This is a genomic window from Methylobacter psychrophilus (assembly GCF_025583945.1).
Lineage (GTDB): Bacteria > Pseudomonadota > Gammaproteobacteria > Methylococcales > Methylomonadaceae > Methylobacter_C > Methylobacter_C psychrophilus.
Genome location: NZ_JAOEGU010000021.1, coordinates 20,949 through 47,017, shown reverse-complemented (window position 1 = coordinate 47,017; position 26,069 = coordinate 20,949). Strand labels below are relative to the sequence as shown.

The window sequence follows — 26,069 nt, the reverse complement described above, 5'->3', positions numbered from 1 at the left end:
TATTAGTTTTTGGACGATTTTACAGATACCAGACCTTCAAGAAACTGTATATGCCCCGACTTAGTTGGTAGTATTCTATTCAGGCTTGATAAATTTAATCGTCATCCGGTCGCTTTCACCGATAGCAAGGTATTTATCACGGTCTTTATCTTTTAGCGCTAAAGACGGCGGCAACGTCCAAACACCTTCGGGATAATTTTTGGTATCCTTGCTATTGGCATTAATTTCAGATTTCCCCAAAAATTCAAAACCGGCATTTCTGGCCAAAGCAATAACATAATCTTCACTAAGATAACCGGACTCTGCTTTGGTATCTTGTGGCTTTAACAGGTTGTTTCTATGCTCCACAACACCCAACATGCCTCCCGGTTTTAAGGCTTTGTACATGGCTTTAAATACCGCCGAGGCCTGATCATTTTTCATCCAGTTATGGACATTACGAAACGTCAAAACCCTATCTGCAGAGCCATCCGGCGCAACTTGTAATGATTTCGGCGGCTCTAGTGCAGTTAGCTCAACTTTATCGTATACCTTGGGCTGTTTGTGCATTTTATCAACAAACTTTTCCAGGCCTTTTTTATGATAGGCCAGCTCTGCTCCCGCTGAAAAATGCGCCGCATAAAGTTTGCCTTTATCTTTTAAATAAGGTGCCAGAATTTCGGTATACCAACCTTCACCCGGCCAGATTTCAACCACGGTCATATTTTCTTTAACATCAAAAAATTCCAGCGTTTGTAATGGGTGCCGATAGCTATCACGAGCTTTATGTTCAGTAGATCGCTGTTTTCCTGAAATTGCACTCTCTAAAGAGCTTAAATCCTCTGCTGCCTTTACAGATGAACAACTGATTGCCAGCAACAATACCCATAAAAATTTTTTCATTCAACTATCTCAATTAAAAAACGTTAAAACAACTTGTTAAAAATACTATACATTGAACCTTGAACCTTGAACATTGAACCTTGAACCTTGAACCTTGAACCTTGAACCTTATTATTTTTTTTCACAATTCCAGATTTGCAACAAACTCAATGCTGCCAATATTAAAAATGCAAGTAATGTCCAGACAGGCATACTAAAACCCAGTAACGTCCAGTCTATCTTGGCACAATCGCCAGTGCCGCTTAACATTAACTTAAGAGTATCGAATAAGGGAAAATATTGAAACATATAATCTAATCCAGGCCCGCACTCCGGCACTTCATCAGGCGGTAAATGTTGTAACCAAACATGTCGGGTTGATATGGAAGCGCCTAATAATGCGGTAACAGTGCCCAAAACAGCATAACGTGTCACCCCTGTCTGTCCGGGATTATGTAGCCCGGCAATCAAAAAAACCAGTCCCGTCAATAAAATAGCCAGACGCTGGGAAATACATAAGGGACAAGGCTCCAAACCATTAACCAGTTGAAAATAAGCTCCCATACCCAGTAAGCTCATGCAACCTGTAAAGCCCAATAAAAACCAGATTCTCGAATTAAATTTTAGCACTCTACACATGGTCAACTTCTTTTTTAAAATATCTACAACCCAAGACGGGGCCAATTTAACTCTGTGACAACCAGGAGACTATCCGGGAATAGAAAATCTACTGCGGAAAAGCTATTTTGGCCATATTTTCCGTTCATTTTCGTTTAATAAAACAACTATTTACCTCAAATGATCAAAAAATCTGACTCAAAATAGCTTCCCCTCGCTACGGTCCCTATTCCCGGACAGTCTCCTGATATTTCACCACTAACAGGCGGTACTGCTGCAATCCTGTAAAAATATCAATTTTTCAGATTTTTTTCTTTCCTAAACGGCCTCAACTTCTTCTTTAAAAGATCTGATTTCTCTGGAAGGCCCCAACACAATCAAAACATCACCTGCATTGAGGGTATACTCTTTTTCACCAATGGCAAAATGTAATGCTTCACCTGAGTCGCTGTCCACTACGCCGATGAGAATTAAATTATGTTTTTCATTTAACCTTAATTCACTGGTTCCGGTATTTTCCAGACAAGAGCCTTTACCAATTTCTATTTGGGCGATATGTAAATCATGTCGCCCAAACACCGTGGCATCAAGGATGTTGGTAATATCCGGCTTGGCCAGCATGTCATAGGTTTTTCTGCCACAAATTTCATACGGATCTATAATCTTGTTGGCACCTGCCGCCAACAGTTTTTCTGCGGACTCGGGGTCATCAACAATAGCAACAATAGTCAGTGATTTATCTATTGCTCGCGCTGAGATTGTTAAAAACACATTATCAGAATCTGTCGGATAAAAACAAAAAATAATATCAACATCAGCACCGATACCAATTGATTTTAATTCGTCATCATTACGAAAATCAATAATTTTAACTTCAAAACCTTTTTCTGCGACCAAATCTGCTTCGGACTCATCTTTCCCGATAAAAACAAGACTGTATTCATCTTCATTTAACCGGCTCATTACCTCTAAAGACATAATACTATAGCCAAATACGGCAATTCGCTTCATTGTTTACGCCCTTCTTTTACTTGGCTTTTTTCAATCTGGTCCCGAAAGTAATCAATACCAATCTCTCTGCCTAAAACCACCAGTAAATCACCGGCCCGCAAGACAAAGCAGGGGTCAGGGTTAAAATAGAAATGTTCATTTTTCAATTTATAGCTATTTTTATGCTTACGATGTACCGGATTGGCACTGATGACACCGATCAGCATTAATTTTCTGCACTCAAAGTCAACGTCAGAAATTTTCATGCCATCAATGACAGAACCTGGATAGACGCACAACGCTTCCATAATGAACTGTTTTTCTTCGCGAATAATACCCAAAATAGCCTCAAAAGCAACCGGTTGACCAATATACTCGGCAACAACCATTGCCGCTATTTCAAAAGGCTGAATAACATTGTCAGCCCCCGCCTGATAGAGTTTTTTAACATTTTCCTGATTGTTTGCTCTGGAAATAATGCGAATAGCCGGATTGAGATGCCGACTGGTCAGGGTAATATAAACATTGATCACATCATCACCGGTAGTGCATAAAACTACGCTCGCTTTATTTTTAATGCCGGCATTGATTAAAACTTCATTTTTGCTGGCATCTGCATGAATAACCAGGTAGCCAAGCCGTCTTGCCTTGGAGGCATTAACTTCTTTGCTATCAATGATAACGAAATGTTGCTGATGCTTTTCAAGCTGCATGGCGATATGCCGTCCGACCCTGCCGAATCCGCAAATAATAACGAAACTCGGATAGCCTTTTAGTTCAGCATAGGTTCTGTTTTCCCGCAAATCCTGCATTTTTTCACTAAATGCCGAAACAACAATGGAGATAAAAAAAGATAAAACACCCAATCCGGTCAAAATTAATGCCATGGCAACCAGTCGACCGCCTGTTGTTTGCGGTGCAATATCGCCATAACCGACCGATGAAACCGTCACTATCGCCCAATAAGCCGCATCAAACAAATTACTGACCTGCCCGGCATTAGTTGGATGTTCAAAAAAATAAATCCCGGAACTACCGATAAATATCAGAAAACCCAACAAAATCGCCAAATTATAAAGCTCAAAGCGCTTGCTGTTTAAAACTTCGGCAAATAATTTCAGACGGGTAAAATACCGTAATAACTTAAATAATCGAAATATAAGTAATACACGCAGCATGCTCACTGGTCGGTAACTCGGCAAAATAGCCAGTAAATCAATCACCGCCAACGGCGTAAAAACATACTCGATTTTCTTGGCAAAAATTAGCCTGGCAACCTCACCCAGTCGAAAAGGACTATTTAAATACTTGGCCTTTTCGTAATGCTCCAAAACAACTTCATGGGCGTCATTATAAAGCCAGACTCTCAGCAAATATTCAATGATAAATAAAAAGACGATAGCCTGTTCAAACAATTTTTCAAAACGGGTCAACTGAGTATCTACTTCGTAAATTAGTAAAATAACACTAAATAGAACCAGGCAAATCATCACAATATCAAAGTTTGATTTAATTCTACTATCCGGATTGTCCAGTAGATTATAAAAAAAACGCTTGGTATTTTTATAATGCGAAGATGTTCTTAAGAAGTAGGCAAAACAAACAATCAATCGAGTCAGCATAAAATACGCATTTCTGAAATGCGGTAAGTTTACCTGTCAGTTGGTAATAAAGAATTAAGTATTTTCAATAACTCTTCATTAGTAAAGGGTTTGGCCAAAAAACTACAAATAATGCCATCATCTATGGCATGACGAACCACGGGATCATCCTGGTAATGATAGCCCGAAACCAACACTACACGAGGTCTGTTATTTATCATGGTACTTGCACGTCTGGCGACTTCCAAACCATCCATATCAGGTAATTTGGCATCTAAAAATACCACAGAAAAATCGCCATTGGCCAACTTAAAACAGGCGTCTTCGCCGCTGTAAGCGGTGACGACGTTCAAGCCCTGTGATTGAATGATCTGGGAAATAACCCAACACATGTCAGGCTCATCATCAACGATTAAAATAGGCGTGTTCATAATGTCAAAGCAATGGTAACGTAACAATAATGGTAGCGCCTTGACCGTAGCGGCTTTCCGCCTGAATAGACCCCAGATGCTGCCGAATAATACTGTAACAAATAGACAAACCCAAACCAGTCCCTTGCCCTACCGGTGATGAAGTATGAAACGGATCAAAAATTTTATCCAAATCACCGGCAGGAATTCCCACACCCGTATCGGAAATACGCACAATAACCCGATCCTCAACCATATTAACCGTAATACTTAATACACCACCGTTTGGCATCGCGTTAATGGCATTAAGAAAAATATTCATGAATACTTGCTGCAATAAACCCGATACCCCCGACACCAATATAATAGTTTTTTGTAAGGTTAACTGAATTTGGATTTTCTGTACTTTAGCTTGATTAGCGACGAGTTCGATGGTTTCATTCAGTACAGTGACCAGATCGACCTCGCCCATTTCAGTATCCAGAGACGAACGGGCAAAACGGAGCAGATTCTCAATAATCGCCGAGGCTTTTTGTATATTGGCCTGTATTTTTCGTGCACATTCTTTATGAAATTCAACGGTAATATTATTTTCCAATAAAAATTGTGCCGATGACGAACACACCGCCAGCGGATTACGAATTTCATGGGCAATCCCACCGGCCATAACACCTAATGCCGTTAATTTCTGTGATTGGCGTAGTTGTAATTCCAACTTACGTCGTTCCGCCAAATCACGACCCACAACTACTGTACCTACGGCTTTGCCATAATCATCCAGCATTGGTGAAAATACCCAGGAAATTAAAATGCTACCGCCTTTACTCGGTGTTAATAAATGAAACTCTGTGGTATGTGGTTCATTACTGGTTTTCATCCGCTGAAAAATCAGCCGTACCACTTGTTTTTGATTAGCGTCGCAGAGATCATAAAAATAGCGACCATGAACTTCCTGGACACTTAAACCCGATAGTTTTTCCGCCGCTGAATTCCACGTCAATATTCGCCCTTCAGTATCAGTCGACAGCACAATATCACTGGCGCTTTCGACTACTGATGCCAGATGCCGCTCAACACGACGTACTTCTTCAGAAAGTCGAACCTGCTCAGTCACATCTTCCATAATCAGCATCACCTGATCATTGGGAATAGGTAGAATGGAATAATAATAAATTCGCAGCGGTACACCCGGAGCACGATAAGTCATTTTCTGTCCCTTGATAGCCGAACCACTACGAAATACGTTACGTATGCTTTCTTCAATTCCGGTACTTTGCAAAATAACCATAGGAAATACTTCTGCTAAAGGGCGACCAACGGTATTCTCTTTGCTACGTTGACTTTTTAATAAAAAATTATCATTTACTGACAGCACCTGTAGCTTTCTATCCACCATCAACACGGAAGACGGAATAGCGTTCAAGAGCATATCGTAGCGAACTTCAAAGTTCTTTTTAAGGGAATTATCTGACATAACGGTATTTTATTAGTTAGCCAGTTAACTGGCGAAATTATAAGGTGGCCAAGGTCCACTAATAAAACCCAGGTCGGCTATGCTTTCAGCCAAGGCATTCAAGCGTTCACAAAACTCTGGTAACACGGTGCGTGGCACCAGATAGCTCAACAAATAAGTATGCTGCCCATTAAAAACACTGAGGGCCGCGCAGTGCTGTCTATAAAGACCTGACAAGGCATTATTGATTAATATGGCTTGCCGCTCCGCCTTTTCAGGTATGGCGTAAGCACGTTTTCGTGCCAGTAAATAGTTATAACCGCTAACTTGTAGGGGCTTGGCAATAACCTCATCCTCGGCAGTCAAGTCTAACGTTATTCGTATACCCATTTCTTCGCAATTATCCAGTTCAGCCAAGCGGGTTTGGTAATCTGCCTCATGTTCGTGTAAATGGTTTATTACCGAGTCTTCATCTACCAATACACTGCCATAGCGCATGGGAATTACTGTAGTTTGTTGATGAATATGCATTACCTGATCACCAAAAGCCAACACTAAAGCAGGCTCCCGACTGATTTCTACTTCGCAGACAGTAACGATAGCGGCCAAGCCTGCCGCTTTAATTAGTCGCATGGTTGGCTCAACAACCAACTGCGCATCATCGTCAGCTATGATGCCATACAGTAACAGGCTCATCATTCAGTGAGCCGGGAAAAACTATAAGCCGCCCACGGCCCCGTCACCCGAAAATTAAAGCCGTAAGCTTCATAATGCCGGCTAATGGCCCTGACCTGCTGTTGAAATACCGCGACTTTTTCCACCGGCAGTAAATAGGCCCAATGCAATACTTTATCGTCTGATAACCGCCGCGAACAAAAATCACGCATCAAGGGGCTCAATTCGTTTTGCAGGGAAGTCAGACATTCTGCCAACCAGCGATTTAAGTCAGTAGTTAGGGTGCGTCGTAATTTCTGCTCTTCCAAATGGCGGCGACCGGCACCATCAGGCAAACAAAAGCGCCCCGACTGCAAACCTTCAGAAAACAAAGCATCAACCGCCTGCTTACGATCCAGTGTCGCCTCCAGTGACCATTCCTGGCAGCCAGCTATATGCTGTAATACTGCCAATACTTGGGTAGAACGACACTTCATTTCCTGCTCCAATGCACTCAAATTGGAAAACAGGGTACCGAATGGTAATGGATACACAGCACCTTGCTCCATCAGTTTATCGATGACCAGTGCATGACGGCAGGCGCGTGGTGTTAACCAGGCGATATTCTGCACATTATTTTCACCAACTTCACCGGTAAAATCGTCTAACACCACGGAACTTATCACTGCATTCAAGCTGGCGTATTTGTGAGCGCTAACTAAATGCTCATCATCAATACCTAAAATAGATGGGGCTACTAAATCAGGCAAGGCAAAACCATACAAATAAATAGCCAGTGCAGGTTGTGCCTCAGAGATCACCGACTGGCCTCATCGCCAAACATCTCTGCAATCACAGTATTAAAATCATATTGTTCTATACGCACATCAAGTTTTATTGGCACTTCATTATCATTGTAGTTTTGTTGTACGGTACGACGTAATGCGGCAAGGGCTGCACGATTACAAAGCGCCGCTAATTCGGCACCACTGGCATCAATGCAGCGAGCCGCCAAGTCTTCAACATGAATATTTTCCCCCAACGGTTTATTACGTAGATGCACTGCCAGAATTTGTCGCCGTGCCTCTTCATTGGGTAAACCCAGCTCAATGATTTCATCAAAACGCCCTGGACGTAACATCGCAGGATCTATCAAATCCGCGCGATTGGTCGCACCCATTACAAAAACCCCTTTGAGCTCTTCCAAGCCGTCCATTTCCGATAAAAATTGACTCAATACACGCTCGGCAACATGAGAGTCAGTGGAGCCCTCACCTCTTGCAGGTACTACAGAATCGACTTCATCCAGAAAAATAATGCACGGTGAAGCCTGACGGGCTTTGTGAAACAGTTCTCGCACACCTTGTTCAGAATCGCCAACATAACGTGACATCAAGGCCGGACCTTTAACCGAGATAACATTAACGCCACTTTCGTTGGCAATGGCTTTAGCAATCAGGGTTTTACCGACACCTGGAGGGCCTGCCAACAACAAGCCTTTAGGTGGTTTAACGCCAGCTTGTTGATAAAGCTCAGGATATTTAATCGGCCATTGGACAGATTCTATCAAGCGACGACGTAAATCATCCAGACCACCGACATCTTCCCAACGCACGTCAGGAATATCAACAAATAGCTCACGAATGGCTGACGGCGAAACCTCACACAAGGCGGCACGAAAATCATCCATCGTTACCGTCAATGCTGCCAGTCGTTCATAAGGTATTTCTGCAGCACTAAAATCAATTTCAGGCAACAATCGGCGCAAGGCACTCATTGCAGCTTCACGACATAAGGCTTCCAAATCAGCACCGACAAAACCGTGGGTGACATCGGCAACTATGTTCAGATCAACATCATCATTAAGCGGCATACCTCTACTATGAATTTCAATAATTTCACGACGGCCTTCCCGGTCTGGAATAGGAATAGTAATTTCCCGATCAAAACGCCCTGGACGGCGCAAAGCCGGATCAATGGCATTGGGAAGATTGGTCGCAGCAATAACGATAACTTTGCCCCGGCTCTTCAAGCCATCCATTAATGCCAGTAATTGAGCGACAATACGTTTTTCTACATCACCGACGACCTTATCACGATGCGGAGCGATGGAGTCGATTTCATCCAGAAAAATAATACTGGGGCCTTTACTCCCTGCTTCCTCAAAAATTTTGCGTAAATGCGCTTCACTTTCACCGTAAAACTTGTGCACAATCTCCGGACCGCTGATAGTGAAAAACTGGGCATCAGTTTCTTGTGCAATAATTCGGGCTATCAGCGTTTTACCACAACCTGGAGGGCCGCTAAGTAGCACTCCTTTGGGTGCATCTATACCTAGACGTTCAAATACCTCAGGATAACGCAAAGGCAGTTCAATCATTTCCCGAATACGTCGTACCTGACCTTTAAGACCACCAACATCTTCATAAGACAATCGTTGTTTACCAGGCCCCGTCCCCTTGGCTTGCCCCGAACTCCCAATCACCAGTGTTGTAGTCGGATTAATCAGGACAGCTCCTTCGGGTGTCGTGCTGTCAACTTTAAATTCCGCAGAACGACTACCAAATAAATGCGCACGTAACAGGTCGCCTTTTTGTACCGGTATGCCATCAAGTAGACTACCAATATAATCCATGTCCCGAGGACTCGGGGTAATCGTTGTGGGAATAAGGGTAATACGCGTCGCATGTTTACAGGGAACCGGTTTAATGTCTGCTTTGTCATCCAAACTCAGACCTGCATTACTTCTGGTCAATCCATCCAACTGCACAACGCCTTTACCGCGAAGGTCAGTATAAGTTGGCATTAATTTAGCAATGCATTTACCTTTGTTACTACTTAATTGCACAATATCACCAACTGACAAATTTAATTTGGCCATATCAGCAGGATCTAAACGGGCATAACCCCGTCCTATGTCTTTTGGCAAAGCCTCAACGACTTTAAGTTTAAGTTCTTCAGACATGACCGCCTCACATTTTTAATTTAATTTCCAAAATTCCGTTATGGCAAGAACTTTCCATCGTCTTGCCGTCAAACGAACGCGGCAACACAATTTCTTTATGATATTTCTTGCTGCCTTTTTCTGCATTTAATACCAAAATATCGCCATTTAATTCTAAATGGACATCCTCATCAGCAACCCCCGGCATTTCTGCCAATATTAAAAGATGGTCACTCTCTTCAATAATATCAATCAGCGGCTCAGAAACTTCTTGGACAGTTGTTTCACCTGTTTTCTCGTCACGATGAACATTGCCGAAAGGCTCTACGCGTACTCCCTGGCCACCATCCAAGCCCATTTTCACAGAAAAACCATAGACTGCTTTGGTATTTTTACCATCCCCCGTGTCAATATCGAATGACCCACTACGCTTCAATTGTTCGCCTTTTTCTGCCAAATTACCTAATTTTTGTACCAAATCGCCCAAGCCACGTAAAATGCCTTCGACATTACCTGTTACGTTATCTTTTTTGCTGCTCATAATCATTTCACCTCAAGGTTATTAATTTTTTTGAGTTTGGCGCGCAATGTTTTATAGTCAATATTTAAACGCCGCGCAGCTTCCGCTTTGTTGTTCCCGGTTTTTTTTAGCGTATCCTGAATAATGATCCGTTCTATTTCATCAATGTTTAGCTGAGTAATTTCTCTGAGAGTTGCACCTTCCGGGTAGCAATTTTGCATAGAACCGGGATAATTTTTTTTTGTTGACGACGTTAATGCACTCTCTCTTATTATTAAGCCCAAATCATCAATACCAACCTCTATATCAGAAACCAAGGCAGCACGACGAATAACCGTACGTAACTCTCGCACGTTACCCGGCCAAGGATAACGTAGCAACGCATCTTTGGCGGCAACTGAAAAATCAAGCGGTACTTTACCTAATTCGATGCAAGTTTCTGTCAAAAAACGATGAGCCAAGAACAGAATATCCTCATGACGGTTACGTAACGGTTGAAGACGAATGACGTATTCATTCAATCGATAGTACAAATCCTCACGAAATGTGCCGTTGACGACTGCTTCCAGTAAATCTTCATTACTTGCCGCGAGTAAACGTACATTAACGGGGATAGATTTAGTTGCTCCAATACGATAAACAACACGCTCTTGTATTACGCGCAGTAATTTGGCTTGTGCCGATAAAGACATGTTGGCGATTTCATCCAAAAACAAAGTGCCGCCATTGGCAGCTTCAAATTTACCTACGCACACATGATCAGCACCGGTATATGAGCCTTTTTCATGACCAAATAATTCGTTTTCGATTAACGACTCAGACATGGCTCCACAATCAATTGGAATAAAATCAGCGGCAGCACGACGACTGGCCAAGTGAATATTTTTTGCGATTAATTCCTTACCTGTTCCTGTTTCACCTTGAATAATAACGGAAAAATCTGTATGCGCCACACGCACAATATCTTTTATAATTCTTTGCGTTTCTGAACTATTTCCCATTAAGGCAAGAATACGATCCGAAGTATCTTTACTAACTTTGTCATTCGGAGCGCATTGTTTCTCGCGTGTTTGCACAGCACGATTCACTAATTCCAATACGCGATTATTATCAAATGGTTTGGGAAGGTAATCCCATGCACCTGCCTTGATGGCACAAACCGCACCCAGAATACCAGCCGTACCGGTAATAATGATTACGCGAAGTTGCGGATACAAAACTCGAGCCTTAGCTAAAACGGCCATACCATTAGGCTCAGGAATCACGCTATCGAGTAGTAATACATCAGGTTCACGTTGTGATAATAATTTTATCGCCGTAGCACCATCATAACCTTGTTGGGTATGATAGCCAGCCCGCTCCAGCAGGTGTGCCAGCACATCACAAATATCTTTATCATCATCAATTATTAAAATATAACCTGAATCAATAGCATTCATTGACTACATTCCTTTGTTAATTTTTTTCATTGAAAGTGTTGATGGCATTCTTACGAGCAATAGTAATACATTCCCTGAAAGATATATGGCGTGTACGAACTATAATTTCAGTGGCTATATAAAGGTTATCTTTTAAGTATTTATTCACAATAACATCACAACCCTGCTCAAATAATTTACAAATACCGGGGTGGACAATAAGAGCTTATTATTTTGACATAGATTATAAATTAATTACCTATAAAAACGGACTCTAACTGTTAGAAAAAAGATACTGATTTACCTATGGTGTTAAATGCTGTTTACGAGAAGAATATGTTGTTTTCTTTCCAGGTTATTAGAGATTATCTCTTCAACTAATCCGTTTGCCCAATGGTTGAATAAGAACAATATCTTTGGGTAGTTTTGTTTCAATATTGTGCATCAACCCCAGAAAAAGCATAGCCATTTCATTATCTTGTAGTGTTTTATCAATACGTTGCGCAATATACTCATCTCTCTTATTCAATAATGCTTGCGCTGCTTCCAAAGAGGATTCGGTTGCCTTTCCTGGCTGTAGCAATTTCGTCGCCAGAGCATGTTCTTGTAACAGCAACTCAGGCGATTCTGTTCCCATAAGCACGGCACCTTTTTGCATTAAAGTTTGCAGTAATTTATAATTTTTACTACCAGACTCAGCGACATCAGCAACTATTTCCTGCTCTTTTCCGCACACAGGCAGACCATCCTGATAAAGTTTCAAACTTGTATAATCCAGGCCAAAATTTTCAATGGTAGTTTCGATCATTACCCAAAAATGTTCAACGGCAGCAAGATAATTGTCCGTTTGTTTATCCGTTCGCAAGTCACTGACTGCTTTATCCAGCGTCCCTAAATCCTCAGGGCTATGAATAATGGGAAAATAAATCAACGCGCGCATGAAAAAAATAATCCTTACTTACGTGTTTCTTCGATGACGGGCAATACGGCTTCCAAACGAGCTTCCAGGCGCTGCAAGCGATCCTCTAACTCTATAGTCGGCAATGGCGCGGTTATTCTGGCTCTGGAATCAAACGCCGGGTTGCCCGTCCACCAATCCAAACCCATTTCCAGAGCTTTGTCTACCGAGCAAATAAGCAGGCGGATTTCCAGTGTCAGCAATTCGACCTCAACCAAGCGAATGCGAATGTCACCGCTGATAACGATACCTTTATCCAGTAGTCGCTCCAACAAATCGGCCACGGTAGTTGAATTCGTTGAGTGGGTTAATTTCTTATTGTCGTTCACGGTGTAAATCCTTAAAGTAGTTGTCCTAAAAAACAACGCAAATGCTGTCCCTTACGCCATAATGCCGAGCTTTAGTCATGATTAAACAAAGCACTACAGTAAACCAAAACTTATACAGCTACCGCTAGCGCTTGCTCAAGTCGCTCAAGCACATCCATGGATAAACGTAACAAGCCTTCCTGCTCGTAACGTTGGGCGATGGTTAACAGCGTAGTTTGAGCCGTTTGACTTTCCTCACTGCCAGGATATTCCTCAATAATTTTTAAATAAACATCCAAGGCTTGCCGAAGTTCATCTTGTTCAAACCAAGCGTTACCCATACGCAAGAGAAAGCCGCGAGTTGCCAAACTTGTGTCAATAGCCGTATTAGCCATGAAACACCTCCCCTACCGGAAATGTGCTAACGGTGCACCTATGGGTAATCCATAATAGTGGTATATTTTTGTTCATTATATGCACCTTTATAATAATCGGCCCAAAGGGCCTAAATTAAAATTCAAATCTTCGTCTTTGAGTCCAAAAAGCTCACGCAATTTATCCAATTCCTCAGCTTGATGCATTAGCGTCGTCCCCAACTGTTCAATTTCTTCATCACTAAGTGATCCGGAATCCATACGTCTGATAGCCTGACGCTCCAGTAATTCGTGCAACAGTTTGATCAGCGTCAGGACAAGTTGTGCCAAACCATTACGAACGCGATCACCATCGATTTCTAATTTGTGCTGAGTGCCCTGAGCAACTAATCGTTGTGTTATTGGTGGTGATAAATCCTTCATGGAAGCATGTGGTAACTGTTTATTCGTTGTCATTATTTTACTCCCTACCCCGTAAACGTTTACCGGTTTCTACAGAAGCTACCAAAGCCTGCAGGCTTAAATAAATCAAATCAATATTAGCTACAGAAATGGTTACATCAGCAACGACAACCGCACCTTTGTTCAATAAGCGATCCAGCGCCTCGCACAGGGAAACTTGCTGCTGTTCATCCTCATACTGCGTATTCATTGACATAATATTTACTCTTGCCGTCTATAAAAACAATACCGAACCCAAAGCCATTAGCTCAGTCACACCAGTAGGGGCGTTTTGTCGAAAAATAAATGCTTGTGGTTGGTTAGGAAAAATGTCGTGCACCTGTTTAAGCTGCTCTGATTCGCGAATGGTAATTGCCTTGCATAACGGACAATCGCTGTCAGGAGTAATCTGATTGATAAATAACGCTTTAACCGCTATATCCAGACGCTGCAAGGCGCATGTCATATCGTAGGTTTTTACTATTGCCAAATGAGTGGGGATAGTCACTGCATATAATTCTGTTTGTTCACTATTTTGCAAAAGAGCACGTAGATTTTTTAATTCCCGTGAGAGCTTTACCAAGCGTTCAGATAGATGAGGTACGCGCATAACTTTACGATATTTAAGTAATAATGAAAAGAATATTTTTAGCCAATCTCGAATCAATTCAGGCAGCTCCAGTAAACGCAGTAGATGTCCGCTAGGCGCGCCATCTACAACTATCATGTCATAGCGACTACTGTCGAGATGATCCATAATCGAGGTTAATGCCATAATTTCATCCAGTCCGGGGGGAGCCAGATCGAGCAAGTGTTCCATCACTTCACGATCAAAAGTAATGTCTATATTAGGTAAAATATCCTGTAAAAAATTTTCTAGTTCTGCCCGATAGTCGCGCCGAATTTTATCAAAATCTGCTTGTGCATTTATTTCTTGTGCATCGATTTTAAGCGAGACTGCTGTAGGATAGGCTTGTACACGCAAACCCAGACAATCGCTCAGCGAATGCGCAGGATCTGTCGAAAATAATAAAATACTTAATTGTGGATATTCCTTGTGCAAGCGCAATGCCGTTGCACAGGCCAACGTTGTTTTTCCCACGCCGCCTTTTCCTGCGAAAATCAATAATCTCAGAGTATTAGCAGGTAGCGGGATAGACGTTTCCACATGTAAAGGTAATTTATGGCTACCGTTAGTAATGTTAACCTTACTTTCATCAAGTAAATTTAACTCGGACCACAATACGTTAAGCAACTCGCCACGTGGTTCGTCGGCAAGTAAAGGCAGCGTCCAAAAAACCTGTCCAGGTAAGCGCCTGAGTACGTTTTTAAGTGCTTGCATTTGCCTGCTACGTTCAGTACAACAAATGAGACAGTCATTTTCGGGGAATAATTGATTAACGATCAGATCAGGCATGGATACCTGCTTTTGGTTTAAAGCCGTGACAAGATCAATGCTTTCTTCCACAATCATGGCTTCCGCCAGCATTACTACAATAAAACTGCATCGTTCGGTATCGGTCATTAGAGATTGCATGTTTTTTAAGGAATCATTCATATCCAACAGAAAAGAATCCAAATGATCCAGGCGTTTATCACCGCCAAAATGGCTGCGCATGTAGCGGTGTTTAGCCAGTAACGTATCCAGTGCAATTAACCAACGATGAATTAAATCAGGCATTTCCAGAAGACGCAATGTATGGCCTGTAGGAGCCGTATCTATAATAATACGATAGTAGGTATCTTCTTTAATCCATTTGGCGATTTCAAGATAAGCCGCCAGCTCATCCATACCAGGTAGCGCAGAATCCATTAAACGTTGAATGTCTTCCTTATCAAGAAAAGTACCACGATCAGCAATTTCTTTCAGGAGCTTATCATGCTGTAATTTAAAATCATGCAAGGCAATAGCGGCATTTAACTCCCGTACCTCCAAATTCTTGGGTACCGCTATATTAGAGAATAAATTTTTCAGTGAATGCGCCGGATCGGTAGAAACCAATAAAAATAGATGCTGTGGCTGTTCTTGCGCCAACTTTAAAGCAGTTGCACTTGCACAGGTGCTTTTTCCTACACCACCCTTACCACCAAAGAAGACCAGCTTCAGCGATCCTTCCTGTAAAAATTTTGGATAAACCATCAGTTTCATTTTGTTTCATCCTCATCTTCATCTTCATCTTCATCTTCATCTTCATCTGGACTAGCATCACCTATGACATCATCCTCTTCATCTAATGCATCCAGTCTGTCTAACAGCACCGCTTCCTCTTTCTCAAATTCTTCTTCGGTTATTTCACCCGTTTCCAGTTGCATATAAAGCTCAGTCAGACTTTCACGAATACGATCTGCCTCTCCGGATAATTCCTCTTCCGCCAATTCATGAATTTTTTTAAAAATCCAATTAATGCCGGTGATAGGAGAAAATAGTATGTCATCAACCAGCAACATTGTTATCCTCAACCAGAATGACCAGTACTGCTGGCTAACGCTTTCTTCTTTGTTGGCGCATGTAAATCCAAAGTAATGAAATTATGCGGCGCCCAAGGCCCTGTATAATCAAATAAATAGATATTATCAAATAACTTGGAGGCTTCAAAAACGCCTTTGGCAAAATCATCCAGACGCTGCCTTTCCACTAAGCATGCCAGATTCATTACATCTTTTTCTCGTTTAACCGGTGTTTCAACAATGTCTTCGCAATAATCCAACAACACGTCTTTTACTTTTTCGGTAAATTCTTTTCTATCTGCATTACGTAATGACTGATATAAATTACCTAACCGAATCTTTTCATCCCGATAATCAGCGTTATTGGAGCTTCTATCCCATATTTCATCGCGTGCATCTCTAAGAACCGGATGCGAAGCAACATAATATTCATAAATATTAGCGACATCCCAAGAAACACGTAAACCCATTTCTACACACCCATTCAGGCGTTCAAAATGTTCTCTAATAGTTTCTTGATTAGCGGCCAGTAAATTCTGTACAGCTTCAGCACTGCGAGCAATGACACCAAAACGCATGGGTAGTACGGTCTTATCTTCTGTCAGCGAGTGCAATACAGCCTGATGCGCACTGATATTACGTCGATCCGGACGTAAGCGGGTGCTAAGCGTATCACTAACCACCGCTCTTAAACCATTTTGATCAATCGCATAAACCGGTGCAGATTCCAGTCCCCGTATGTCGTATCTAGGCTTTGCATCATCGGAAGCACACAGAGCATAAAGCACTTTAGCTCGACCGCTTCTGGATTTATCAATGGTCACAATGCTCTCCTCAGTAAAATACATTTGTCACGGGCTTGTTGAAGGCGATTTAAACGCTGATATTCTTGTGAACAAATTCGTCCGAAATCAGCAAGAATTTGTGACTTACCCGTCATGTTGATACAACTACGAAAACCTTTTAGCATGCGCGGTGTACGGATATGAGCGATGGTAGAAATTTTGTTCATGATGACAACCTCAATACTTGATACGCAAACCGGAAGGCTTTTTACTCTCAGTTGATTCTTCCGATTTACCTTTGTTGTAAATCGTCGCACAAGCTGTTGCTGCATCTGCCAGCAGCTCCTCTTTTTCTTTATCAATATCCGTGATACGACTATCAATGCTGGCAATACGCGATGCAGCAACATTACGCTCGAGTGTTCTCCGCCAACGCTCCAACTCAAGTGCGCCAACCTGAAAATAGTCACGGTATATTTGATGATCACGACTCGCTCGTCCTGAATGTGTTTTTATATCTGAGACTGATCGCGGAGGACGTGTAATTATTGTCATGACTTTACTCCACTACTTTTATTTTTGTCGACACTTTAACAGCCTCTGAACCCACTGGAGGACAAATTTTACGAATAACATCCTCAACCATTTTATGAAATATCGACTGTCCGGCATGTTGTATTTTGGCAGTTTCCATACTCAAAACATCCTGGCAAATAGCATGAAATAACTTGTCGCCATAACGCGGCTTCATACCTTGTATTTGTAGAATACGAGCAATAGCAATGCCCGCACGTAATCCGTGCTTGGTTTCGTGATCGTTACCACGCAGCTCTCTCACTATATCTACAATATACGCGGACTCTTTCAAGTCTAATTCGGAACGGGCGTGAAGGATCTGTAACTCGGTATCCCTATCTGCTAGACCGACATTGATAGTAATCATGCGATTCATCAGGGCATCCTGAGTTTTATGTGTACCCGCATATTCTTCCGGATTAGAAGTAAAAATGGCACGAAAGTCAGGATGCACATCCATATAACCTTCTCCCGCACCACGTAAACCAGGTAAGTTTAAAATACCTTCTGATAATACCGATAACAAAACGTTATTAGTATCTGCCTTGGAACGATTAAACTCATCATAAATTAGCGTATCGCCATTTCGACAGGCGGTCGTCAGACGATTATCCACCCACATGCGGTTCATTTGTTCTTCAGTTTTAAGCACCGAATGAATGTAATTATCAACTAAACTGCTTTTGCGATAACCAATATCCTTTCCTGTTAAATCGGAACTGACGAATTCTTCATTACCTTGCAATAAAGTAACTGGCCGCCCCCATTGTGCAGCAAGATGAAAGGCTAAAGTCGTTTTTCCCGTTCCGGATGGCCCGGCAAAATGGACGGGATAACCTGCGTTCAAGTAAACTAATGAGCGCTCTATAATCTCTTTCACATACGAAGTTACTACAAAATGATCACTCGCTTCTGGCACGATAAGATCATCTTCTACTTCATAATGTGAACTTGAAACGGTTTTATTCTTAATCATGAATGCTCCTGTGCCAAACGGCCTCTGTCCATCCCGATAACAAGGGATAAAAAAATCATCAGAATTATCTTGGTAGAGTAATAATGCAATTGCTCGACACACATGCCTATAAAACCACGAACGGTTAATTAAAACACTAACATCTTAAAAGCGCTGCAACATTACTGACTAGACCTTTAGCGACATGGAAGACACTAAAGGTCTATGAAATAAACATTAATCGGCAATTGTCCTCAATTTGCATCAAGTCACTATTTGCCTTTCTTCATGCCTAAAAAATTTTTAGGTGGTTTATTAGGTTTTTTGATTTTACTGCTTTCTTTATGCTCAAAAACAGCAGTTTCCACTTTTTGATCGGTGACCTTGGTATGTGATAAGGATGCATTTGTGTGCGTCTCATCAATAATACGAATAGCTATACTAGGAATGCCACTTTTTTTTTAGTTGTTCCAAAAAAAACAGCGTGAGCACCTGCTCTATCTTGTGCAGCTTCGTTAATAAAAGCTCCAACACTTTTCTTGTTGGTTGCAACAAAATGGGCTCTTTCTTTAGCGCTATGTTTAGCCATACTTTTATGGGCAGCATGGAAGTCATTTAGTAAGCCTAGCGTTTTCTTTGATACATCATTCACGAAAGCGGCACGCTCTTCACGGCCTTGCCGACCCATCATTTGGTGATGGTGATGAAAAGTATTTAGTAAGCGACTAACATCATTCGCGTTATCAGCGACAAATGTCGCCCGAGCATTGGCATCTTGTAATCCATTTCTTGCACGAGTTGAAGCAAAGTCAGCTATCTGAGCACCGACACTTGAAATCCGTGCATTTTGTTGAGCCAAGCGATTTTCACGAGTATTATCAATGTTTCTTCGCAATTGCCCCATATCATCTGTTAAGCGTCCCATAGGTGTTCTCCTTATGTTATCACTTTAAACAATGCCTCAATTAGCTATCTTGAGGCGGTGGAAAGTGCCCAAGCTGTTAAATAAACAACAATTGGGCACTCTTTGCTCTTTACCTTAATCAGGCTGGTGTAGCTGCGCTGGCGGTAAGGCCAATTGCTTCTGCGTATTTCAAATAAGTTTCTACGGAAGCAATAACAACGCGAGCTTCTATAGACAACAATTCGATACCGACCAGTGAAACTTTAACCCAAGCATCAATAACGATACCTTTGTCAAGAATACGGTCTACGACTTCAGCCAAGCTGGAAGAGTCGGTTGATTTTTGTACTTTAGCCATGATGGCGTCTCCTGTAAAATGTTAATTTATTATTTACGCGGGAGTAGCTGCACTGGCGGTAAGGCCAATTGCTTCTGCGTATTTCAAATAAGTTTCTACGGAAGCAATAACAACGCGAGCTTCTATAGACAACAATTCGATACCGACCAGTGAAACTTTAACCCAAGCATCAATAACGATACCTTTATCAAGAATACGGTCTACGACTTCAGCCAAGCTGGAAGAGTCGGTTGATTTTTGTACTTTAGCCATGATGGCGTCTCCTGTAAAATGTTAATTTATTATTTACGCGGGAGTAGCAGCGCTGGCGGTAAGGCCAATTGCTTCTGCGTATTTCAAATAAGTTTCAACAGAAGCAATAACAACGCGAGCTTCTATAGATAACAATTCGATACCGACCAGTGAAACTTTAACCCAAGCATCAATAACAATACCTTTGTCAAGAATACGGTCTACGACTTCAGCCAAGCTGGAAGAGTCGGTTGATTTTTGTACTTTAGCCATGGTGAATCTCCTAAAAGTGTTACCACATTACAAATACAGCTAGTTTTTATGCAATATGGAATTGCATATCAAAAATAAAGCAAGCAGTACGCCAAGCAATCTCAGTATCGGTTTTTTAGACAAAATAATTTTTATTTTTTTCATATAAAATTCAATAACCCTATGAAAATAAATAGATTTACTATTTACAATTTATAATTATTTTAAAAAATATGAGTAAATAAACACTTAATTACTGGAAAAATCCTGGGTTCACGCGACTAATAATTGATCATAATTACCCTATCAGTAGGGTGTTAATTACCTATATAGGGTATTAACACCCTACTTTCTTGATGATAACTTAACATTGGCTCGATATAAGATATTGCTTTAAATATGCAGAAACAGAAGATAAAGCATGCTGTAGATACCGGAAAGAATATCCTTCAGGGCATCTCTTGTTTCAAAATATTTTTATCAAAAATGATTGTAAGTAACCTTTCACCCTGCTCTTTAATTTAAATTTTTTTAAATTTCACAACTTTATTTAAAGGGCTCAAATTAATTTCATCAATAACCATCTGTATCCCTGAGCCAAGCACATAGGATACTGCTGCTGCCACATCTTCCGGTAAAATAGCGTTACTTTCATGATCGCCCGGCTCAAAAGCCAACTCATCAAAAAATGCTGTTTTCACCATCCCGGGGTTAATCAAACAAACCCGCACATTACTTTTTCCACACTCTTCACGTAACGCTTGGGTAAAGCCCCGTACTGCAAACTTACTTGCACAATAAATAGCTCCCTTTCGACTACCTTTCAACGCCGCTTCAGAGCCAATAAAAATCAAATCACTGTTAGCTTTACGCTTTAAAGCTGGCAACAAAGCCTTCGTTAGAAAGACCTGACTGGTATAATTTATGGTCATCAACGCTTCAATTTGTGGATAAGAAAACTCTTCCACTGAACCGAACTGGCCTATGCCGGCTGAAAAAACCACAGCATCAATATCCGGGAATCTTTGCTGTAATTGGCGAATTTTTTGCGGCAATTCATCTAACTGACTTAAATCCATTTCCACAGAACTAAAATGTTCCATTTGCCGGGTAAACTTATCACAATCGCGTGATACACCAATAACAGTGTGCCCCTGTTGCAATAATTTTTGAGCAACGGCGCGACCTATCCCGGAACTGGCGCCGGTCACCAGAACGGTTCGTTTTATAATATGCATGGGAAAAACTTGCTCTCAGGAATAAACGTTAGTAATTGTTTGGTGCAGTAATGCATCATTTCCTGTTCCAGTTCCTGTTTGTAGGAAATCATCCCCTGCTGATTTTCTAACGGGCTGGCAAATAATTTTTCCTCAGGATAAAGTTTATGCACTTTTTTAAAATATTTCTCCGGCAACCTGAAGGCTCCAAGACTGACTGAATGCAACTGATCCAAATTAATGAGCGAAAATACCTGCTCAAATAATTGCTGGTACTGCTGCTGATAACCGGTCTGATAAATCATCGGATCAAATCGTAAGCCTATCTGCCAACCCTGTTCCTGTAATTTACACAACGCATCAAGACGACGCTGCAATGAGGGTGCTTTAGCCTCAACTTTTATCGCTATTTCATTGGGCGTCAAACTAAAAGCGACAATGCAGCGAGGAAATGGCTCACGATTTAACAGGCTTCTAACCTGGGTGCTTTTAGTTCTTAGTTCCAGCCAGGCATTCGGGATTTTCTCAAAAAATGGCAAAAACTGTTCGGCAAACTGGGTTACCGGTTCCAAAGCCAGGCTATCGCAATCATAGCCTGAGAAAAAATGCATCGCCTCAGTCGGTGTCTCCGTACACAGTTGTTTTATTTCATCCTGAAAATCTTCATAATTGACAAACAGCACATAGTTGGCTGATTGATACATCCCTTGTAAAAAACAGTATCGGCAATCGTATAAACAATTAAGCATGTGGGAAAAATAATAATTTTTGTTTGCCCCAATGCCATAACCTGAAGGTACGGCCATCGCAAAATGTTTGTATTTTTCTGCCAATATTAATGCCGGTTTTTGTTTTTGTAGTCTAAAATTTTGTGCTTTAGGATTAAAAACTTCGCCATACCGTCCACAGGTAATTCTTTTTGCTTGCGGAAAACGGGTAATAATCTCGATAACACGAGGATGTTGCAAAATCGCTTCTTCTATATAAATCGTTTCAATCATAAGCTATGTTTATTGCCGATAAAAAAGTATCGTAGCAGCGCATTTTATAGGAAAAGTCTTGTGATTGTTTACGCTGCCCTCATATAGGTTAAAATACTTTTAACCTCACCCACAGATAACGAACATGAATATACAAAAAATTGGTTTTATCGGCGGCGGCAATATGGCGTCCAGTCTGCTTAGCGGCTTGATTGCCAGCGGTCATTCTCCACAGCACCTTTGGGTCTCTGATATTAATCCGGAGACACTGAAAACGCTGGCAAAAAATCTTAATATTAATACGTCGGCAAGCAATGATGAGCTTATTAATGCCGTTGACGTCGTGGTACTGGCAGTTAAACCACAGACACTCGGCTCGGTAGCCAAAAGTTCAGCCACTTTAATTCAACAAAAAAAATCGCTGGTCGTTTCTATTGCTGCAGGTATTAGCCAACACAGCCTTAGTCAATGGCTAGGTGCAGATACCGCCATTGTTCGCTGCATGCCCAACACGCCTGCATTGGTGCTAACAGGCGCTACGGCACTCCATGCCAATGCTCAGGTAAATGCTGAACAACATGATTTGGCAGAAAATATCATGCGTTCTGTTGGTATTGCACTGTGGGTTAATGATGAAAGTGAATTAGATGCTGTCACCGCCGTTTCCGGTAGTGGCCCTGCATATTATTTTCTGCTCATGGAAGCGATGGAAAAAGCCGCTTTGGAATTGGGTTTAAACGAAGTGACTGCACGTTTGTTGGTTCAACAAACCGCATTGGGCGCAGCAAAAATAGCATTGGAATCATCAGAATCGCCTGAACAATTACGCAAACGCGTCACTTCACCAGGTGGTACCACGCAACAAGCCATAGAAACATTTGAGAAAGGCGGATTTACTAAACTGGTTTCAAAAGCATTACACGCGGCACGAGACCGCTCTATCGAAATGTCCAAACAATCGGAGAATAACTGATGGGTTCTAATTATATGAGCGATCCGATTATTTTTTTAATCGACACCCTGTTTTCTCTTTATATTCTGGCGGTATTAATACGATTTTTATTACAATGGTATGGCGGTGATTTTTATAATCCTATCTCCCAATTCTTGGTCAAAATAACTCATCCGCCTTTAAAAATCCTGCGTCGATTTGTGCCATCTATCGGAAAAATAGATACATCAGCGCTAATTCTTGTACTTGCCTTACAAATGCTTGCTGATTTTTCCATCCGGTTACTATTTAATGGCAGTATGATTAATATCGGAGCCTTGGCAATCATATCCATTACTCAGTTAATTTCGTTAATGATCAATGTATTGGTATTCGCTGTCTTTGCCAGAGCACTACTTAGCTGGATAAATCAGGGCTCTTTTAATGCCGCCGCGTCAATTTTGGCCACTCTGACAGAGCCTTTACTTAATATTATTCGCAAATTTATTCCTGACTTGGGCGGCATAGACTTATCACCGTTAGCGGCTTTATTATTGTTGCAACTGGCAAAAATGGTTATTTTGCCGCCCCTAAACGAATTAGCCAATTTAATTGGTTAAGCCTCAAATTTTTACGTTGCAAGGCAGGCTTTCAACTTAAAGCACCAACCTAAATTCCGTACTTGAAGCCATTGGTTTTTAGGTTTATGGTAGCGCTTAAAAATGATCTGTCTAAGTGATCGTATTACAAACCTGCAAAATCCGAAAATCGTATCCGTAAAGCAAAAAATTTTATATCGGCTACCTTTATTTTATAATTTTTAAATTGATTAACAATTATTAAAAACTATGCGAGTACGTATTTTTCGAACTATTATTTTTTTGGCCTGTTTGATTTCCTTACTGGGAAGTCAAACAATCTTGGCAAAAAAAATGTACCGATGGGTAGATGAAAAGGGTAATACTTATTTCTCCGATCAGGTACCGCCGGGACAAGCCAAACACAGCCGCGCCTCTCTGAGCAAAACCGGTAGGGTTCTTGAAATCACCGAAGAAGCAAAAACAACAGAGCAACTGGAACAGGATAAACGCCTGGAGGAGCTTAGAAAAGAGCAGGGAAAGCTTATTGCCAATCAAAAAACCTACGATAAGGCATTATTAAGCACGTTCCGCTCCAAAGAAGATATGCTTCTGGCAATGCAAGTAAAAACAGAATCGCTTAACAAGCAAAAAAATATTATTGAAGGTAATTTAAAGCGCTTTATCGAACAACTTAAAAAACAACAAAAAGAAGCGGGTGAATTCGAGCGTAATGCACAGCCGGTCCCCAAAAAACTACTTGATGAAATTGTATTAACCCAACACCGAATTAACTACACACAAAGCGCATTACAAAGCCACATTGAAAAACATAATCAAATCAAAAAAATTAATGAAGCAGATATCGCACGGTTTTTATTTCTAACCCAATCGACACAAGACAAGCCCCCCAGAGCAAAAATACCCAGCATTAAAGAAGCCAACGAACTGGGCCTGTTTTATTGCGAAAACGATCATCAATGCAGAAAAGCTTGGGAGATTGGGCGTATTTTTGTCAATTCCCACTCAACTACAGAAGCTGATGTTTATAATGAAGAATTGATCATGAATCGCCCTCCACCTACCGACTCAGATATTAGTTTGTCGCTATCCAAACTAGCCATTAATGAAGATGACTATCAACTTTTTCTCGACATCCGCTGCCGAGACTCGCTGGCTGGCAAACAATTATGTGCCAGCCAGAAAATCAAAGACATCCGTTCTTCATTTAGGGCTTATGTCAACGATGCTTTATCGCGCGATGCCCTTAGCAGTAAAGTACCGACACCCTGATTAGTAAAAAGCTCAAGTAATACAGCATGTTCTACTCGTCCATCGATAATATGAACACTGGTTACCCCCCCATTTAACGCATCAGTAGCGCAGCGGGTTTTAGGAATCATACCACCCGATATGGTGCCATCTTCAACCAAATCGTCAATATCCTTGATTGATAAACCTGTCAGTAGATTTCCCTCCTTATCCAGGATACCCGCGGTATTGGTTAATAACATCAATTTTTCAGCTTTTAATACTTCAGCAATCTTGCCGGCAACCAGATCAGCATTAATATTGTAAGATCGGCCATCATCACCAACACCGATGGGTGCAATAACAGGAATAAAATCACTGCGTCCTAGCATATCAACAACCGCAGGATCGATGCTGGTCACTTCGCCGACATAACCCAAATCAATTATTTCCGAAACATTTGCTTCCGGCGCCGACTTTTTCAGATGAATTTTTTTTGCTCTGATAAAATCACCGTCTTTACCGGTTAAACCCACGGCTTTACCACCATTCCTGTTAATTAAATTAACAATTTCCTTATTGACCAGGCCACCTAATACCATTTCAACTACATCCATAGTTTCGCTGTCGGTGATGCGCATACCATCAACAAAACCGGTTGTTTTCCCCAATCTCGCCAATAATTGGCCAATTTGAGGGCCGCCACCATGAACGACAATTGGATTCATACCAACCAACTTCATCAAGACAATATCCCTGGCAAAACTTTGTTTAAGCGCTTCGTCAACCATCGCATTACCGCCAAATTTAACCACGACGGTTTTGCCTTTAAAGCGCTGAATATAGGGTAGCGCCTCGATTAGCACATCAGCTATTTGGTGAGCGGTTCTTTTTTGCATCATTTTCTGGCTTTCCATTATTAAAAAGGGACTACTAACGTATTGCAGGACTGTTTGGAAGCAATACACAACAACTGGCTATCGCCCGTTATTGAAAAACTGCTCTTTCTACCCAATAGTTCGGGCAGTTTTTGTAACCAAATCATTTTAAAGA

The 26,069-nt window shown here is 41.4% G+C and carries 32 protein-coding genes; 3 read left to right on the top strand and 29 right to left on the bottom strand.

Annotated features, from left to right (window positions below; all coding sequences use genetic code 11):
- Positions 1-75: 75 nt before the first annotated feature.
- From N7974_RS11565 to N7974_RS11430, 28 genes are all read right to left on the bottom strand, one after another.
- Positions 76-882, bottom strand: coding sequence for a class I SAM-dependent methyltransferase (locus N7974_RS11565; RefSeq protein WP_262965766.1), 807 nt, complete (start codon positions 880-882; stop codon positions 76-78).
- A gap of 111 nt (positions 883-993) precedes the next feature.
- Complete coding sequence (locus tag N7974_RS11560; protein ID WP_394813111.1) at positions 994-1,500, bottom strand: disulfide bond formation protein B; 507 nt, start codon at positions 1,498-1,500, stop codon at positions 994-996.
- Between the two features lie 297 nt (positions 1,501-1,797).
- A complete protein-coding gene (locus N7974_RS11555; RefSeq protein WP_262965765.1) occupies positions 1,798-2,490 on the bottom strand; it encodes a potassium channel family protein in 693 nt (230 codons plus the stop codon).
- Entirely contained in the window at positions 2,487-4,091 is a 1,605-nt protein-coding gene (locus tag N7974_RS11550; RefSeq protein WP_262965764.1) for an NAD-binding protein, read from the bottom strand. Before N7974_RS11550 ends, N7974_RS11555 begins: the two co-directional genes overlap by 4 nt.
- Before the next feature lie 29 nt (positions 4,092-4,120).
- Positions 4,121-4,501: a response regulator gene (locus N7974_RS11545; RefSeq protein WP_262965763.1), complete on the bottom strand. Its 381-nt coding sequence runs from the start codon at positions 4,499-4,501 to the stop codon at positions 4,121-4,123.
- A 4-nt stretch (positions 4,502-4,505) separates the two neighbouring features.
- Entirely contained in the window at positions 4,506-5,954 is a 1,449-nt protein-coding gene (locus N7974_RS11540) for a PAS domain-containing sensor histidine kinase (protein WP_262965762.1), read from the bottom strand.
- Between the two features lie 24 nt (positions 5,955-5,978).
- Positions 5,979-6,632, bottom strand: a complete 654-nt coding sequence (locus tag N7974_RS11535; RefSeq protein WP_262965761.1) for a GvpL/GvpF family gas vesicle protein — start codon at positions 6,630-6,632, stop codon at positions 5,979-5,981.
- Positions 6,629-7,408 (bottom strand): GvpL/GvpF family gas vesicle protein, encoded by a 780-nt coding sequence (locus N7974_RS11530; protein WP_262965760.1) that lies wholly within the window; start codon positions 7,406-7,408, stop codon positions 6,629-6,631. Before N7974_RS11530 ends, N7974_RS11535 begins: the two co-directional genes overlap by 4 nt.
- A complete protein-coding gene (locus tag N7974_RS11525; RefSeq protein WP_262965759.1) occupies positions 7,405-9,552 on the bottom strand; it encodes a CDC48 family AAA ATPase in 2,148 nt (715 codons plus the stop codon). The genes N7974_RS11530 and N7974_RS11525 overlap by 4 nt, the downstream gene beginning before the upstream one ends.
- Positions 9,553-9,559: 7 nt before the next feature.
- Positions 9,560-10,072 (bottom strand): Hsp20/alpha crystallin family protein, encoded by a 513-nt coding sequence (locus N7974_RS11520; RefSeq protein WP_262965758.1) that lies wholly within the window; start codon positions 10,070-10,072, stop codon positions 9,560-9,562.
- Positions 10,073-10,074: 2 nt separating this feature from the next.
- Positions 10,075-11,490: a sigma-54-dependent transcriptional regulator gene (locus N7974_RS11515; RefSeq protein WP_262965757.1), complete on the bottom strand. Its 1,416-nt coding sequence runs from the start codon at positions 11,488-11,490 to the stop codon at positions 10,075-10,077.
- 352 nt (positions 11,491-11,842) lie between these two features.
- Positions 11,843-12,409, bottom strand: a complete 567-nt coding sequence (locus N7974_RS11510) for a hypothetical protein (RefSeq protein WP_262965756.1) — start codon at positions 12,407-12,409, stop codon at positions 11,843-11,845.
- A 14-nt stretch (positions 12,410-12,423) separates the two neighbouring features.
- The gene (locus N7974_RS11505) at positions 12,424-12,756 is read right to left on the bottom strand and encodes a gas vesicle protein (protein WP_262965755.1); all 333 of its coding nucleotides are present in this window, start codon (positions 12,754-12,756) and stop codon (positions 12,424-12,426) included.
- A 110-nt stretch (positions 12,757-12,866) separates the two neighbouring features.
- A complete protein-coding gene (locus N7974_RS11500; RefSeq protein WP_262965754.1) occupies positions 12,867-13,130 on the bottom strand; it encodes a tetratricopeptide repeat protein in 264 nt (87 codons plus the stop codon).
- Positions 13,131-13,217: 87 nt separating this feature from the next.
- On the bottom strand, positions 13,218-13,565 hold the full coding sequence (locus N7974_RS11495) for a gas vesicle protein K (RefSeq protein WP_262965753.1): 348 nt from the start codon (positions 13,563-13,565) through the stop codon (positions 13,218-13,220).
- A 4-nt stretch (positions 13,566-13,569) separates the two neighbouring features.
- Positions 13,570-13,767, bottom strand: coding sequence for a gas vesicle protein (locus N7974_RS11490; RefSeq protein WP_262965752.1), 198 nt, complete (start codon positions 13,765-13,767; stop codon positions 13,570-13,572).
- 18 nt (positions 13,768-13,785) lie between these two features.
- On the bottom strand, positions 13,786-15,699 hold the full coding sequence (locus N7974_RS11485; protein ID WP_262965751.1) for an ArsA family ATPase: 1,914 nt from the start codon (positions 15,697-15,699) through the stop codon (positions 13,786-13,788).
- Positions 15,696-15,998 (bottom strand): gas vesicle protein GvpG, encoded by a 303-nt coding sequence (locus N7974_RS11480; protein ID WP_262965750.1) that lies wholly within the window; start codon positions 15,996-15,998, stop codon positions 15,696-15,698. Before N7974_RS11480 ends, N7974_RS11485 begins: the two co-directional genes overlap by 4 nt.
- Positions 15,999-16,006: 8 nt before the next feature.
- Positions 16,007-16,822, bottom strand: a complete 816-nt coding sequence (locus N7974_RS11475; RefSeq protein ID WP_262965749.1) for a GvpL/GvpF family gas vesicle protein — start codon at positions 16,820-16,822, stop codon at positions 16,007-16,009.
- A complete protein-coding gene (locus tag N7974_RS11470) occupies positions 16,819-17,010 on the bottom strand; it encodes a hypothetical protein (protein ID WP_243220402.1) in 192 nt (63 codons plus the stop codon). Before N7974_RS11470 ends, N7974_RS11475 begins: the two co-directional genes overlap by 4 nt.
- 10 nt (positions 17,011-17,020) lie before the next feature.
- Positions 17,021-17,338 carry a hypothetical protein gene (locus N7974_RS11465; protein WP_243220403.1) on the bottom strand — a complete coding sequence of 106 codons (318 nt, stop codon included), beginning with the start codon at positions 17,336-17,338 and terminating at the stop codon, positions 17,021-17,023.
- A gap of 4 nt (positions 17,339-17,342) precedes the next feature.
- Positions 17,343-18,335 carry a gas vesicle protein GvpN gene (gene gvpN / locus N7974_RS11460; RefSeq protein ID WP_262965748.1) on the bottom strand — a complete coding sequence of 331 codons (993 nt, stop codon included), beginning with the start codon at positions 18,333-18,335 and terminating at the stop codon, positions 17,343-17,345.
- Positions 18,336-18,750: 415 nt separating this feature from the next.
- Positions 18,751-19,239, bottom strand: coding sequence for a hypothetical protein (locus N7974_RS11455; protein WP_262965747.1), 489 nt, complete (start codon positions 19,237-19,239; stop codon positions 18,751-18,753).
- A 118-nt stretch (positions 19,240-19,357) separates the two neighbouring features.
- Positions 19,358-19,576 carry a gas vesicle structural protein GvpA gene (gene gvpA / locus N7974_RS11450; RefSeq protein WP_021013972.1) on the bottom strand — a complete coding sequence of 73 codons (219 nt, stop codon included), beginning with the start codon at positions 19,574-19,576 and terminating at the stop codon, positions 19,358-19,360.
- A 33-nt stretch (positions 19,577-19,609) separates the two neighbouring features.
- Positions 19,610-19,828 carry a gas vesicle structural protein GvpA gene (gene gvpA, locus N7974_RS11445; RefSeq protein WP_021013972.1) on the bottom strand — a complete coding sequence of 73 codons (219 nt, stop codon included), beginning with the start codon at positions 19,826-19,828 and terminating at the stop codon, positions 19,610-19,612.
- A gap of 33 nt (positions 19,829-19,861) precedes the next feature.
- Complete coding sequence (gvpA, locus tag N7974_RS11440) at positions 19,862-20,080, bottom strand: gas vesicle structural protein GvpA (protein ID WP_021013972.1); 219 nt, start codon at positions 20,078-20,080, stop codon at positions 19,862-19,864.
- Between the two features lie 500 nt (positions 20,081-20,580).
- Positions 20,581-21,297 (bottom strand): SDR family NAD(P)-dependent oxidoreductase, encoded by a 717-nt coding sequence (locus N7974_RS11435; RefSeq protein WP_262965746.1) that lies wholly within the window; start codon positions 21,295-21,297, stop codon positions 20,581-20,583.
- Positions 21,285-22,277, bottom strand: coding sequence for an SPL family radical SAM protein (locus tag N7974_RS11430; protein WP_262965745.1), 993 nt, complete (start codon positions 22,275-22,277; stop codon positions 21,285-21,287). The genes N7974_RS11435 and N7974_RS11430 overlap by 13 nt, the downstream gene beginning before the upstream one ends.
- 124 nt (positions 22,278-22,401) lie before the next feature.
- Between N7974_RS11430 and proC the strand changes: the two genes are divergently transcribed.
- The 3 genes from proC (at position 22,402) to N7974_RS11415 (ending at position 25,058) form a co-directional block, all read left to right on the top strand.
- Positions 22,402-23,229: a pyrroline-5-carboxylate reductase gene (gene proC, locus N7974_RS11425; protein ID WP_262965744.1), complete on the top strand. Its 828-nt coding sequence runs from the start codon at positions 22,402-22,404 to the stop codon at positions 23,227-23,229.
- Positions 23,229-23,807, top strand: a complete 579-nt coding sequence (locus N7974_RS11420; RefSeq protein WP_262965743.1) for a YggT family protein — start codon at positions 23,229-23,231, stop codon at positions 23,805-23,807. Before proC ends, N7974_RS11420 begins: the two co-directional genes overlap by 1 nt.
- A gap of 228 nt (positions 23,808-24,035) precedes the next feature.
- The gene (locus N7974_RS11415; protein WP_262965742.1) at positions 24,036-25,058 is read left to right on the top strand and encodes a DUF4124 domain-containing protein; all 1,023 of its coding nucleotides are present in this window, start codon (positions 24,036-24,038) and stop codon (positions 25,056-25,058) included.
- Here N7974_RS11415 and argB read toward each other — a convergent pair.
- A complete protein-coding gene (gene argB, locus N7974_RS11410; protein WP_394813112.1) occupies positions 25,001-25,915 on the bottom strand; it encodes an acetylglutamate kinase in 915 nt (304 codons plus the stop codon). The two genes, N7974_RS11415 and argB, sit on opposite strands and share 58 nt — an antisense overlap.
- Positions 25,916-26,069: the final 154 nt, after the last annotated feature.